At 64.5% G+C, this 13,569-nt stretch carries 11 protein-coding genes; 8 read left to right on the forward strand and 3 right to left on the reverse strand.

What is annotated here, in order from left to right; all coding sequences use genetic code 11:
* The 7 genes from IAE40_RS08545 to IAE40_RS08575 all read left to right on the forward strand — a co-directional run.
* Positions 1-1,153: efflux RND transporter periplasmic adaptor subunit (locus IAE40_RS08545; protein ID WP_234465100.1), on the forward strand; the 1,153-nt coding region annotated here is incomplete at its 5' end.
* Complete coding sequence (locus IAE40_RS08550) at positions 1,150-4,239, forward strand: multidrug efflux RND transporter permease subunit (protein ID WP_200603017.1); 3,090 nt, start codon at positions 1,150-1,152, stop codon at positions 4,237-4,239. The genes IAE40_RS08545 and IAE40_RS08550, both read left to right, overlap by 4 nt.
* Before the next feature lie 9 nt (positions 4,240-4,248).
* A complete protein-coding gene (locus IAE40_RS08555) occupies positions 4,249-4,923 on the forward strand; it encodes a heavy metal response regulator transcription factor (protein ID WP_063546106.1) in 675 nt (224 codons plus the stop codon).
* Positions 4,898-6,310, forward strand: a complete 1,413-nt coding sequence (locus IAE40_RS08560; protein ID WP_197892348.1) for a heavy metal sensor histidine kinase — start codon at positions 4,898-4,900, stop codon at positions 6,308-6,310. The genes IAE40_RS08555 and IAE40_RS08560 overlap by 26 nt, the downstream gene beginning before the upstream one ends.
* A 129-nt stretch (positions 6,311-6,439) precedes the next feature.
* Positions 6,440-6,664, forward strand: coding sequence for a hypothetical protein (locus IAE40_RS08565; RefSeq protein ID WP_153774715.1), 225 nt, complete (start codon positions 6,440-6,442; stop codon positions 6,662-6,664).
* 204 nt (positions 6,665-6,868) lie between these two features.
* Positions 6,869-8,200: an OprD family porin gene (locus tag IAE40_RS08570; RefSeq protein ID WP_063546109.1), complete on the forward strand. Its 1,332-nt coding sequence runs from the start codon at positions 6,869-6,871 to the stop codon at positions 8,198-8,200.
* Between the two features lie 214 nt (positions 8,201-8,414).
* Complete coding sequence (locus tag IAE40_RS08575; RefSeq protein ID WP_112899619.1) at positions 8,415-9,920, forward strand: sensor domain-containing diguanylate cyclase; 1,506 nt, start codon at positions 8,415-8,417, stop codon at positions 9,918-9,920.
* Here the strand turns inward: IAE40_RS08575 and IAE40_RS08580 are convergent.
* Positions 9,917-10,393: a ferritin-like domain-containing protein gene (locus tag IAE40_RS08580; protein ID WP_063546110.1), complete on the reverse strand. Its 477-nt coding sequence runs from the start codon at positions 10,391-10,393 to the stop codon at positions 9,917-9,919. The genes IAE40_RS08575 and IAE40_RS08580 overlap by 4 nt on opposite strands.
* Before the next feature lie 224 nt (positions 10,394-10,617).
* Between IAE40_RS08580 and IAE40_RS08585 the strand changes: the two genes are divergently transcribed.
* The gene (locus IAE40_RS08585) at positions 10,618-10,833 is read left to right on the forward strand and encodes a DUF3820 family protein (protein WP_054892498.1); all 216 of its coding nucleotides are present in this window, start codon (positions 10,618-10,620) and stop codon (positions 10,831-10,833) included.
* Between the two features lie 61 nt (positions 10,834-10,894).
* On the opposite strand, the gene IAE40_RS08590 is transcribed toward IAE40_RS08585, so the two are convergent.
* Both IAE40_RS08590 and pfkB read right to left on the reverse strand, forming a co-directional pair.
* Positions 10,895-12,622, reverse strand: a complete 1,728-nt coding sequence (locus tag IAE40_RS08590; RefSeq protein ID WP_200603018.1) for a PTS fructose transporter subunit EIIBC — start codon at positions 12,620-12,622, stop codon at positions 10,895-10,897.
* A complete protein-coding gene (gene pfkB, locus IAE40_RS08595; protein WP_200603019.1) occupies positions 12,619-13,569 on the reverse strand; it encodes a 1-phosphofructokinase in 951 nt (316 codons plus the stop codon). Before pfkB ends, IAE40_RS08590 begins: the two co-directional genes overlap by 4 nt.

Here is a 13,569-nt window from a genome sequence, read left to right on the forward strand (position 1 = left end):
CTCCCGCCCCCTCGTCCTCGCCGCCCTGGCCATCCTCCTGCTGATCGCCTTGACCGGTTGGCTGCGCCTGCGCCAGGACACGCCTGCCCCACGCGCGCAAAACGCCGTGCCGGTGAGAGTGGTCAGCGTCACCCAGCAGGACGTGCCGCGCTTTGCCAGCGCCATCGGCTCGGTGCTGTCGCTGCACAGCGTCGATGTACGCCCGCAGGTCGAGGGCATCCTCACCCAGGTGCTGGTCAAGGAGGGCCAGTGGGTCAAGGAAGGCGATCTGCTCGCCACCCTCGACGACCGCGCGATCCGTGCCAGCCTCGAGCAGGCCCGCGCCCAGCTCGGCCAGAGCCAGGCCCAGTTGCAAGTGGCCGGTGTCGACCTCAAGCGCTACCGCCTGCTGAGCAGCGACGACGGCGTCTCGAAGCAGACCCTCGACCAGCAACAGGCGCTGGTAAATCAACTCCAGGCCACGGTCAAGGGCAACCAGGCGGCCATCGCCAATGCCGAAGTGCAGCTGTCGTACACCCAGATCCGCTCGCCGGTGACCGGTCGCGTCGGCATTCGCAATGTCGACCCCGGCAACCTGGTGCGCAGCAGCGACACCCAAGGTCTGTTCAGCGTCACCCAGATCGACCCGATCGCCGTCGAGTTCGCCCTGCCCCAGCAGATGCTGCCGACCCTGCAGACCCTGCTCAGAGCGCCATCGCCGGCGCTGGTCGAGGCTTACATGGACGCCGACGGCGAACGCAGCCTGCTCGGCCAGGGCCATCTGGCGCTGATCGATAACCAGATCTCGGCCAACACCGGCACCGTGCGCATCAAGGCCGAGTTCGACAACAAGGATGGCCTGCTGTGGCCCGGCCAACTGGTGACCATCCGCCTGCGCACCGCTGTCGATGAGCAGGCGCTGGTGGTGCCGCCACCGGTGGTACAGCGCGGCGTCGATGGTCATTACGTCTACCGCCTCGATGGCGACAAGGTCGCCAGCGTGCCGGTCAAGGTGCTCTACCAGGACAGCGACCTGAACATCGTCGCCGGGGTCAAGGCTGGTGATCGCCTGGTGCTCGACGGCCAGTCACGCCTCAAGCCCGGGGCACGGGTCGAGGTCGCCCCCGACGTGCCTGCCAGCCCCGAAGTGGCTGACCGCCGGAGCCAGCCATGATCACCCGCAAAGGCGTTTCGGCCTGGTGCATCGACCACCCCATCGCCACCCTGCTGCTGACCTTCGCCCTGGTGCTGCTGGGGGCCATCGCCTTCCCGCGCCTGCCAGTGGCGCCATTGCCCGAAGCAGATTTCCCGACCATCCAGGTCACCGCACAGCTTCCCGGCGCCAGCCCGGAAACCATGGCGTCCTCGGTGGCCACGCCGCTGGAGGTGCAGTTCAGCGCCATCCCCGGCATGACCCAGATGACCAGCAGCAGCGCCTTGGGCTCCACCACGCTGATCCTGCAGTTCACCCTCGACAAGTACATCGACACCGCCGCCCAGGAAGTGCAGGCTGCGATCAACACCGCCACTGCACGCCTGCCGCAGGACCTGCCCAGCCCACCGACCTGGCGCAAGGTCAACCCGGCCGACAGCCCCGTGCTGGTGCTGACCGTCAGCTCCGAGCAGATGCCTGGCAACGAGCTCAGCGACTACACCGAAACCCTGCTGGCACGCCAGCTCAGCCAGATCGACGGGGTCGGCCTGATCAACATCACCGGCCAACTGCGCCCCGCGATTCGCGTGCAGGCGCAGCCCGAGAAGCTCGCGGCCATCGGCCTGACCTTGGCCGATATCCGCCAGGCCATCCAGCAGACCAGCCTGAACCTGGCCAAGGGCGCGCTGTACGGCGAACACAGTGTCTCGACCATCGCCGCCAACGACCAGTTGTTCCACCCCGAAGACTACGCCCAGCTCATCGTCAGCTACCGCAACGGCGCCCCGGTACGCCTGCAGGACGTGGCCAAAGTGATCGAGGGCGCCGAGAACGCCTATGTCAAATCCTGGTCCGGGGACAAACCTGGGCTGAACCTGGTGATCTTCCGCCAGCCCGGTGCCAACATCGTCGACACCGTGGATCGCGTGCTCGACGCCCTGCCGCGCTTGCAGGAAATGCTGCCGGCCTCGGTGGAGGTGTCGGTACTCAACGACCGCACCCAGACCATCCGCGCCTCGCTGCATGAAGTGGAACTGACGCTGATGATCGCGGTGGTACTGGTGATTGGGGTGATGGCGCTGTTCCTGCGCCAGTGGTCGGCAACCCTGGTCGTCTCCAGCGTGCTGGGGGTATCGCTGATCGCCAGTTGTGCACTGATGTACGTGGCAGGCTTCAGTCTCAACAACCTCACGCTGGTGGCCATCGTCATCGCCGTGGGCTTCGTGGTCGACGACGCCATCGTGGTGGTGGAAAACATCCACCGTCACCTGGAGGCCGGCGATGACAGCCGCACCGCAGCGATCAAGGGCGCCGGCGAGATCGGCTTCACGGTGATCTCGATCAGCTTCTCGCTGATCGCCGCGTTCATTCCGCTGCTGTTCATGGGCGGCGTGGTCGGGCGATTGTTCAAGGAATTCGCCCTGACGGCCACCTCGACCATCCTGATTTCGGTGGTGGTATCACTGACCTTGGCCCCGACCCTCTGTGCCTTGTTCATGCGCAAACCGCCGCAGGAACACCACGACGGCTTTGGCCAGCGCCTGATGCGCTGGTACGAAAAGGGCCTGGACCGCGCCCTCGCCCACCAACGCCTGACGCTGGGTGTGTTCGGCCTGACCCTGGCGTTGGCAGTGATCGGCTATGTCGCCATCCCCAAGGGTTTCTTCCCGCTGCAGGACACCGGCTTCATCCTCGGCACCAGCGAGGCCGCAGCCGACGTGTCGTATCCGGCGATGATCGAGAAGCACAAGGCCCTGGCAAAGATCATCGAAGCCGACCCTGCGGTGCGCGCCTTCTCCCATTCCGTCGGGGTCACCGGCAGCAACCAGACCATCGCCAACGGCCGTTTCTGGATCAGTCTCAAGCCCCGCGGCGAGCGCGATGTATCGGCCAGCGAACTGATCGACCGCCTGCGCCCGAAACTCGCCCAGGTGCCCGGCATTGTCCTGTACCTGCGCGCAGGCCAGGACATCAACCTCAGCTCCGGCCCGTCGCGCACCCAGTACCAGTACGTGCTCAAGAGCAACGATGGCGTGGCCCTGAACCTGTGGACCCAGCGCCTGACCGAACGCCTGCGGGAAAACCCGGCATTGCGTGACCTGTCCAACGACCTGCAACTGGGCGCCAGCGTCACCCACATCGACATCGACCGCCAGGCCGCCGCACGCTTCGGCCTGACCACCACCGACGTCGACCAGGCGTTGTACGACGCCTTCGGCCAGCGCCAGATCAGCGAGTTCCAGACCGAGACCAACCAGTACAAGGTGATCCTCGAACTCGACGCCCGCCAGCGCGGCAAGGCCGAGAGCCTTAACTACTTCTACCTGCGCTCGCCGTTGTCGGGCGAGATGGTGCCGCTGTCGGCCCTGGCCCATGTCGCACCGCCCAGCACCGGCCCGCTGTCGATCGCCCACGACGGCCTGTTCCCGGCCGCCAACCTGTCGTTCAACCTCGCCCCCGGCGTGGCCCTGGGTGATGCGGTGCGCATCCTCGAACAGACCCAGCGCGAGCTGGGCATGCCCGACGCCATCGTCGGCAGTTTCCAGGGCGCGGCACAGGCGTTCCAGAGTTCGCTGTCGAGCCAGCCGTGGCTGATCCTCGCCGCACTGGTGGCGGTGTACATCATCCTCGGTGTGCTCTACGAGAGCTTCGTGCACCCGCTGACGATCATCTCCACCCTGCCCTCGGCGGGGCTTGGTGCCCTGATCCTGCTCTGGGCCATGGGCCAGGACTTCACCATCATGGGCCTGATCGGCATCGTGCTGCTGATCGGTATCGTCAAGAAGAATGGCATCCTGCTCATCGACTTCGCCCTCGATGCCCAGCGCACGCAGGGCATGACACCCGAGCAGGCGATCCACCAGGCCTGCCTGACGCGCTTCCGGCCGATCATCATGACCACCCTCGCTGCCCTGCTCGGCGCTGTGCCGCTGATGTTCGGCTTCGGAGCCGGTGCCGAGCTGCGCCAACCGCTGGGCATCGCGGTGGTCGGCGGCCTGCTGGTCAGCCAGGCGCTGACGCTGTTCACCACCCCCGTCATATACTTGGCCCTGGAACGTGTGTTCCACCGCCGCACGGTCGCCAACGCGGCCGCGACTGCCAGTTGAGACAAACCCATGCGTGTGCTGATCGTCGAAGACGAAGAAAAAACCGCCGACTACCTGCATCGTGGCCTGACCGAGCAGGGCTTCACCGTCGACCTGGCCCGTGATGGCATCGATGGCCTGCACCTGGCGCTCGAGGGCGACTACGCGGTGATCGTGCTCGACGTCATGCTCCCGGGCCTGGATGGCTACGGCGTGCTGCGCGCCCTGCGTGCGCGCAAGCAGACGCCGGTGATCATGCTCACCGCCCGCGAGCGGGTCGAGGACCGCATTCATGGCCTGCGCGAAGGTGCCGACGATTACCTGGGCAAGCCGTTCTCCTTCCTCGAACTGGTCGCCCGCCTGCAGGCCCTGACCCGTCGCAGCACCAGCCACGAGCCGCTGCAGATCCAGGTCGCCGACCTGTGGATCGACCTGATGGCGCGCAAGGCCAGCCGCGCGGGCCAGCGTCTGGAGCTGACCGCCAAGGAGTTCTCGCTACTCAGCGTACTGGCCCGGCGTCAGGGCGAGATCCTGTCCAAGACCGCCATTGCCGAGCTGGTCTGGGACATCAATTTCGACAGCGACGCCAATGTTGTCGAGGTCGCGATCAAGCGCCTGCGCGCCAAGCTCGATGGGCCGTTCGACAACAAGCTGCTGCACACCATTCGAGGCATGGGCTATGTCCTGGAAAACCGTGCGGGCTAACTCCCTGGCCCTGCGCCTGTCGCTGCTGTTCACGCTGGTGGCGCTGGCGGTGTTCGTGCTGATCGGCAGTGCGTTGTACCGCCAGGTCGACCGCAGCCTCGACCTGCTGCCGGCAGCGGAGCTGGATGCGCGTTTCAGCGTGCTGGAGTCCACCCTCAACCGCTTCGGCACCCTGGAACACTGGGCGAAGATCCACAACAAACTCAACCTGCTGGCCGAAGAAGACCGGCGCATCCGCTTCTGGGTGGTCAGCGATGATCCGCGCTTCGAGTACGGCCACCCCAACGAACAGTTGCGCCGCTTCGCCCAGGGCCCGGAAGGCATGCGCGACCTGCGCCTGGCCGACAACCCCTACCCGTTCAAGATCCTGGTCAGCCAACTGCCGGCACTGGGTGAACGGCCGGCGGTACGTTTCATGATCGGTATCGACACCCAAACCTTCTGGCAGGCCCAGCACAGCCTGCTGGTGGCCATTATCGGCCTGGCCGTACTCGGTGTGCTGCTGGCCTCGCTGTTGGCCTACTGGGTCGCACGCATCGGCCTGCGCCCACTGCTGGCGCTGTCAGCCGAGGCCCAGGCGCTGGCCCCACCGCGCCTGGACGGACGCCTGCGCACCCAGGACCTGCCGCCGGAGCTGGCGCAGTTTGCCGAGGCCTTCAACGCCGCGCTCGACCGGGTCAGCCAGGCCTATTCGCGGCTCGAAGCCTTCAACGCCGACGTTGCCCACGAACTGCGCTCGCCGCTGACCAACCTGATCGGACAGACCCAAGTGGCCCTGACCCGCGGGCGCAGCGCCGAGCACTACTTCGAAGTGCTGCAATCGAATCTTGAGGAACTCGAACGGTTGCGCAGCATCATCAACGACATGCTGTTTCTCGCCAGCGCCGACCAGGGCAGCAAGGCCACCGCCCTGACCCAGGCGTCACTGGCCGAGGAAGTGGCGACCACCCTCGACTACCTGGACTACATCCTCGAAGACGCACGCGTCAGCGTCGAGGTCAGCGGCGATGCCCAGGCCCCGATCGAAAAGGCGCAACTGCGCCGCGCGCTCATCAACCTGCTGAACAACGCGGTACAACACACTGCGCCCGGGCAGGTGATCCAGGTGCGAATCGACGTTGAGCAAGAGCGGGTCAGCCTCGCCGTAAGCAACCCCGGCCCGGCTATCGATGAAGCGCACCTGCCGCTACTGTTCGAACGCTTCTATCGGGTGGACGCCGCGCGCAGCAACAGCGGCGGTGGTAACCATGGGTTGGGGTTGGCGATCGTCAAGGCCATTGCGCTGATGCATGGCGGCAGTGTTTTTGTACGCAGCGAAGGGGGCGCCAATACTTTCGGCATCAACCTGCCGAGCGCTCAACTACGCGGGTTCAGGGTAAAAGTCTGAAGACCCACGCAGTCATTCTTACTTTTTGCGCAAGAGTGATTATCCTCTGCGGTGCTGTTTCAAGTGCCTCTTCAGGACTAACTTAGCCCTGTCTTCACTCACACTTGCCACGCAAGAAGGTTGTTTCAAATGTCCAACAGTATGGGTATTGCCAGCGTCTTCGTCCTGTCGTCCCTGTTGTTGTCGCCCCTGGCCATGGCTGAGGAATCGCCGGCCTTCGTCGCCCGTAACGCAGAGATCGCCGCCACCCTGCAACAGTCGCAGGACGCCTATGCCGCGCAGCACCAAGGTGCAGTAAAAGACGCGCAACAGACAGCTTCCAAAGTCACGAACGATGACAGTGCCGACAGCTGATCGGCAGCCGGAACACGCCCTGTTTTCCCCCGGCTACGCCATGGGCAGTGCCTGTGTCGATATGTTAGCCTTTTAAAGCCGCTGCGCATCAGCGGCTTTTTTTATGCGCTTTAATTATCAGCCGGTTTGTAACGTCCCTCATAAGAAACTGCAATTCCGACAATTAGAAACTGCCTCACTGTTAGACCAAAGGAGCATTTACTCGTGTCCCTCGCTTTCCGTTTCACGCCTCTGTTCGTTGCATTGGCCGCAACGATTCCCCATGCCGCCCAGGCGGACGACGAAAAAGCTGATGGTTTCATCGAGGGTTCGTCGCTGAACCTGCACTTTCGCAACGCCTACTTCAACCGCAACCAGCTCAACCAGGGTGTGCGCGACAATCGCGAGTGGGGCCAGGGCGCCGTCGCCCGCTTCGAGTCGGGCTATACGCCCGGTGTGATCGGTTTCGGTGTCGATGCCCACGCCATGCTGGGCCTGAAGCTCGATGGCGGTGGCGGCCACGCGGGCACCAGCATCCTGCCGACCCACCAGAAGAACGAAGACGAACTGGGCGCCGCGCCGCATTCGTTCTCCACCGCAGGCGCCGCGGTCAAGCTCAAGGGCTTCGACACTGAACTGAAAGCCGGTGACCTGTTCCTCACCAACCCAGTGATCGCCGGTGGCGAGACGCGCATGCTGCCGCAGACCTTCCGTGGTGTGGCACTGACCAACACCAGCGTCGAAGGGTTGCTGCTCGAAGGCGGCCAGGTGAGCTTCACCAAGCCCTACAACCAGAGCGGCCACCGCCGCATCGACACCTACTACAGCCAGCAGACCGACGACCAGCGCAGCAAGCACCTGTCGTGGGCTGGCGCCGCGTGGAACGGCACCGAGAACATCACCGCCAACCTCTATGCCGCCGAACTGAAAGACATCTGGAACCAGTATTACGCCGACTTCGACTACACCTACGCGGTCAATGATCTGGTCAGCCTCAACCCGGGCGTGCACTTCTATCACACCCAGGACACTGGCCAGTCGAAACTGGGCAAGATCGACAACAACACCTACAGCCTGCACTTCACCGTGGCGGCCGGTCATCACAGCGTCACTGCCGCCTACCAGCGGGTCAACGGCAATACGCCATTCGACTACATCAACCTGGGCGACAGCATCTACCTCGACAACTCGCGCATGTACTCGGACTTCAACGGCCCTAACGAGCGCTCCTGGAAGCTGCAGTACGACTATGACTTCGCCGGGCTCGGCATCCCGGGGCTGACCTCGTCGCTGTCGTATTCGCGCGGCAAGCTGGACCTCACCAAGGCCGATCCGAACAGCGTCGGCTATGGCCACTGGTACAGCGAGGACGGCAAGGATGCGCGCCACTGGGAACGCGACCTGGACGTGAAGTACGTGTTCCAGGAAGGCCAGTTCAAGGACCTGTCGGTGCTGCTGCGCTATGCCAGCCATCGTGGCAGCCAGGGGTACTCGGCTGTGGATAACGACAACGACGAGTTGCGTGTGATCGTCGACTATCCGCTGAACGTGTTCTGATCGGCCCTCTCTCAGCGGATGGCACCGGCGTTGCCGGTGATCGCGGGACGAGCCCGCTCCTACAGTCCTGTAGGGGCGGGCTCGTCCCGCGAACCCCTGATGCATTTCCGACGGACTAATCTTGTCCGACAATTGCCACTTCCCTAGAATATCGCCGCCGCTTTATAGCCCTACCCTCACGGAAAGAGGGGCCTATGCAGTAGCGAGCCCGATGTTGCACACCCGATCCCCGCGCCCCATCCTCCCCAGGCCTCACCCCGAGCTGATCCTCAACCTGGGCAGTTGCCTCGCCGTGCTCGCGATTGTAGGCATCGTCAGCTATCTGCTCGGCCGCGAACGGGACAGTGTCGAACAGTCCTCCATCCGCGCCTCGAGCAACATCGTCCAGCTCATCGAAAGTGACATCCTGCGCAACGCCGAACTCTATGACCAGTCGCTCAAGGGACTGATCTGGGCGGTCGGGCGCAGCGAGCTGCCGAAGGTGCCTGGCCCGTTGCGCCAACGCCTGCTGTTCAACCAGGCCTTCGTCGACCGCAGCCGCGGCGATGTGCTGTGGCTCGACGCCCAAGGCGATGTGGTGGGCGACTCCACCAGCATCATTCCACGCCAGGCGAACTTTGCAGGCACGGGGGTGTTCAAGGCCCACCAGGCCAACGCCAACCTCGGTCTGCTGGTCGGCCCACCGTTCAAGGCGCGGCTTGGCGATCTGGACTGGTGCATCAGTTTCAGCCGGCGCATCCCCGGCCCCAACGGTGAGTTCGCAGGCCTGGCCACCGGCGCCCTGCGCCTGTCATATTTCAACGAACTGTTCCAGCGGCTGGACATCGGCGAGCACAGCAGCATCAACCTGCTCAACACCAGCGGCCAGTTGCTCGCTCGCGAGCCGACCCGGCCACAAGACCCAGCGATCGGCAGCGACTTCAGCCAGCAACCCAATTTCCAGCGCATTCTCCAGGAGCACAGTGGTAGCTTCAGCGCGCACTCGAACCTGTTCGACGAGCGGCGCATGTATACGTTTGCGCGCGTGGGCGAACTGCCGCTGATCGTGCTGGTGGCGCACTCTTCTTCCGAAGTCTTCCAGGCCTGGCGGCGCACGGCGCTGATCGTCGGCCTGGCCACGGGGGTGCTGTGCCTGGGCATACTCTGGCTGACCGTGCTGCTGGGGCGCGAACTGCGTCGGCGCCACGATGCCGAGCAAGGCCTGGCCACGCTGGCAGCCACCGACAGCCTCACGGGCCTGGCAAACCGACGTCGCCTCGATCAGGTCCTGCGCCAGGAATGGGCGCGCGCGCAACGCAACCGCTCGGCGCTGGCGGTACTGATGGTGGATGTGGATCACTTCAAGGCGTTCAACCAGCGCCACGGTCATGCCGGCGGCGATCATGCCCTGCGTGAGGTGGCGCGCACCATCAATCGCTGCATTCGCAGGCCGGCCGACCTGGCAGCGCGTTATGGTGGCGAGGAGTTTCAGGTGGTGCTGCCGGAAACCGAACTGGCCGGCGCGTTGCTGCTGGCCGAACGCATTCGCCTGAGTGTCGAGGCGATGCCGCGATTCGGGGCCGATGAGCGACCGATCACGGTCAGCATTGGCATCGGCCTTTACCAACCCGGCACCCAGCACGACCTGACAGCAGTGCTGGGTGCCGCGGATGAAGCTCTTTACCGGGCCAAGGCGGGGGGCCGTAACCGGGTAGAAGGGCCTGTCACGCCTGTTGCTTAGGAGCGGGCGCGGGCAGCGTCACGCAGCACTTTCACCTGGTCGTGATTGCGCTGTACGCCTTGCAGCTGCTTCTCCACCAGCGCATAGGTTTGATCACTGGCGCCGCGGCCGAGTTTGACCAGCTTCTCGCGAGCCTCTTTGTAGGCCTTCAGCGCATGGTCCTCGCCCCGCTCCACTTCGTTGAGCACCGCTTCTTCATCCTTGCCGGTCACCATCGACTTGAGGTTGACCCAGCCACGGTGCAGATCGCCGCTGAAGCTGGTGGAGGTTTCCGGGTCGCCACCGAGACGGCGTACTTCGCTCTGCAACTCGCCTGCGGCGCTGGCGCATTCGCCGGCACGCTGGACGAAGAAGGCCTTCAGTTCAGGATTCTTGACGTCATCGGCCGACTCCTTGAAACCCTTCTCGCCATCCTTGCTGTACTCGATCAGGTTGTTCAGCACGTCGATCACGTCTTTGTTGGGGTTGCTCATGGGGTAACTCCTTGGCAGGTGATAGTCCCTATGACAGGAGCAGTCTTCATGCCAAGCCTGGAAAATATAAAAAATCCTTGAGAATCATATAGTTATTTTTTAAGCGCAACGGCAGGGAAGCGGTGTTCTGCATGATTGCCGCTTGCGCGCTCGTGCAGATTGCAGGGTGGATGCGCGCAGCGATTGCTGTATGGTCGGCGTTTTCAGCGCACCAGGTTCACCGAATGAAACCCGAATCCCTGCAACTGCTGGTCACACGGACCATGCCCTTCGGCAAATACCAAGGCCGGATCATCGCCGATCTGCCGGGCGACTACCTGGCCTGGTTCGCGCGCAAGGGGTTTCCGCCCGGAGAGCTGGGCGGGTTGCTGGCATTGATGCATGAGATCGACCACAACGGTCTGGGGGAGTTGTTGGTGCCCTTGCGGCACAAACGTTGAGATCGTTGATGGAGGCCTCGCGGGCACGCCTGCGAAGCCTCCACCATTGCCCCCAGGGCGATCACTTGGCCGGGGCCACCACCATCTCCACCCGCTCAGCCTTCTTGATCAGCGCGTACACCACCGCCGTCACCAGGCTTCCGGCCAGGATCGCCAGCAGGTACAGCAGCGCATGGTTGATCGCGTTGGGGATCAGCAGCACGAACAGGCCACCGTGCGGCGCCATCAGCTTGCAGCCGAAATACATCGACAGCGCCCCGGTCAGCGCACCGCCGGCGATGCTCGCCGGAATCACCCGCAACGGGTCCTTCGCAGCAAAGGGAATCGCGCCTTCGGAGATGAAGCAAAGCCCCAGTACCAATGCCGCCTTGCCTGCCTCGCGCTCGCTCTGCGCGAACTTGCGCCGGGCCAGGAAGGTTGCGATTCCCAGGCCGATTGGCGGCACCATGCCAGCGGCCATGGTCGCCGCCATCGGCGCGTAGCTCGACGAGGCCAGCAAGCCCACCGAGAAGGCATAGGCCGCCTTGTTGATCGGCCCGCCGAGATCGATGCACATCATCCCACCCAACAGCAATCCGAGCAGGATCGCGTTGGTGGTACCCATGCTGTCGAGAAAGCGCGTAAGCCCCTCGAGCATGGCCGCCACCGGATGACCGACCACGTAGATCATCACCAGCCCGGTGAACAGGCTGGCCAGCAGCGGAATGATCAGGATCGGCTTGAGCGCTTCGAGGCTGGCGGGCAGACGCGCCCAGCGGCTGATGGCCTTGGCGCTGTAGCCGGCAAGAAAGCCCGCGACGATACCGCCAATGAACCCCGCCCCCAGGGTGCTGGCCAGCAGGCCACCGATCATGCCTGGGGCCAGGCCCGGGCGGTCGGCGATGGACCAGGCGATATACCCCGCCAGCATCGGCACCATCAGTTTGAATGCCGCCTCGCCACCGATCTGCATCAAAGCCGCAGGCAAGGTGCCCGGTTCCTTGAACGCCTCGATGCCGAAGACGAACGACAGGGCGATCAGCAGCCCGCCCGCCACCACCATCGGCAGCATGAACGACACACCGGTCAACAGGTGCTTGTAGACCCCGGCCTTTTCACTTTTCGCGGGCGTATCGGCCGTGCCTCCGGCGCTTTCCTGCTTGCCGTCGGCCAGCGCTTTTTCGAGGGTCGCCCGCGCCTGCTTGAGGGCGATGCCGGTGCCGCATCGATAGATGCGCTTGCCCGCAAAGCGTGCCGTCGGCACCTCGATGTCGGCAGCCAGCAGCACCACGTCCGCCTGGGCGATGGCATCGGCCGACAATGGGTTGCGGGCGCCCACCGAGCCCTGGGTTTCGACATCGAAGCCGTAGCCCAGCTCCCGGGCGGCCTGCTGCAGGGCTTCGGCCGCCATGAAGGTATGGGCCACACCGGTCGGGCAGGCGGTGACCGCCACGATACGCGGCGCAGCGCTGCGACCAGGCGTATCGGCGACGCTCGCCTCGAGCACCTTGGCGTTGGCCGCGGCTTCATCGAGGAAACCTTCGCGATCAGCCAGCGCCTGGGCGGGGGTGCTTTGGTACACAGGCTTGCCGACAAAACGGCTCAGGTCTACCGAACCGGTACTGACCACCAGCACCCAGTCGGCCTCGGCGATCTGTGCAGGGCTCAGGCGCCGCTCGGGGTGCTCGGCATCCCACACCTCGACACTGGTACTCCAGCCCCGACGTTGGGCCGCGGCGGCCAGCAAGCGCGCACTCAATACACTCGACACCTGGCCATTCGGGCAGGCGGTGACGATCGCAATGTTCATCGGCGAGCCTCTTGTTGTTGTTCTGTCAGTTGCACGGCGGCTTCAAGGCGCGACAGCTGTTCGCGGTCGTCGATGCCGAAGCCCACCTGAGTCACCGCCTGGGCGGCGATGGCAGTGGCGCGGCGCAAGGTTTGCCCGGCACTCTCGGCCTGCAGCAGGCCATGAACCATGCCCGCCACCAGCGAGTCGCCCGCGCCCACGGTACTGGCGATGCACACCTTGGGCGGCTGGGCATGCAGCGCCAGGTCAGCGGCGAACCAGTTCACCCCGCGCTCGCCCTGGGACACCACCACGTGGGTGACGCCGCCGTCGAGCAAGCGCTGGGCGGCATCACGCTGCTCGGCAAAAGCCTGCACGGTGATGCCGAACAGCTCGCCTAGCTCATCGGTATTGGGCTTGACCAACCAGGGCGCACTTTGCAGACCGGCGCGCAAGGCATCGCCGCTGGTGTCCAACGCCACCTTCAGGCCCTGGGCGACCAACTGGCCCAGCAACTGGCAGAACCACTGCGCGCTGACGCCACGTGGCAAGCTACCCGCTACCACCACCACGTCATGCCCAGCCGCCCGTTGCGCCAGGTACTCGAGCAACTCGGCCTGGGCCGCGTCGTCGACCTGAGGGCCCAGGCCATTGACATCGGTGACCCGACCATCGGCCTCGACCAGCTTGATGTTGGTGCGGGTTTCGCCTGGCACGCGAACGAACCCGTCGTCGAAGCCGCGACGGGCAATCAGCGCTTCGAAAGGTTGCAGGTTATCGCGCCCCAGAAAACCGCTGACCGTCACCTGATGCCCAAGGTCAGCCAGCACCTGGGCAACGTTCAGGCCCTTGCCGGCGGCGTGGCTGCACTGTTCATGAGTGCGATTGACCTCGCCTGCGCGCAGCTGCTCGAGGGTGACCGTGAGGTCGATCGCAGGGTTGAGGGTCAGGGTGAGAATCTTGGCCAT

The organism is Pseudomonas sp. S44, assembly GCF_016624805.1.
Lineage (GTDB): Bacteria > Pseudomonadota > Gammaproteobacteria > Pseudomonadales > Pseudomonadaceae > Aquipseudomonas > Aquipseudomonas machongensis.

Bases quoted from the DNA above. Each gene is read 5' to 3' on its own strand.
- IAE40_RS08550 (WP_200603017.1), top strand. From the start codon at position 1,150: ATGATCACCCGCAAAGGCGTTTCGGCCTGGTGCATCGACCACCCCATC.
- IAE40_RS08555 (WP_063546106.1), top strand. From the start codon at position 4,249: ATGCGTGTGCTGATCGTCGAAGACGAAGAAAAAACCGCCGACTACCTG.
- IAE40_RS08560 (WP_197892348.1), top strand. From the start codon at position 4,898: ATGTCCTGGAAAACCGTGCGGGCTAACTCCCTGGCCCTGCGCCTGTCG.
- IAE40_RS08565 (WP_153774715.1), top strand. From the start codon at position 6,440: ATGTCCAACAGTATGGGTATTGCCAGCGTCTTCGTCCTGTCGTCCCTG.
- IAE40_RS08580 (WP_063546110.1), bottom strand. From the start codon at position 10,393: ATGAGCAACCCCAACAAAGACGTGATCGACGTGCTGAACAACCTGATC.
- IAE40_RS08585 (WP_054892498.1), top strand. From the start codon at position 10,618: ATGAAACCCGAATCCCTGCAACTGCTGGTCACACGGACCATGCCCTTC.
- IAE40_RS08590 (WP_200603018.1), bottom strand. From the start codon at position 12,622: ATGAACATTGCGATCGTCACCGCCTGCCCGAATGGCCAGGTGTCGAGT.
- pfkB (WP_200603019.1), bottom strand. From the start codon at position 13,569: ATGGCCAAGATTCTCACCCTGACCCTCAACCCTGCGATCGACCTCACG.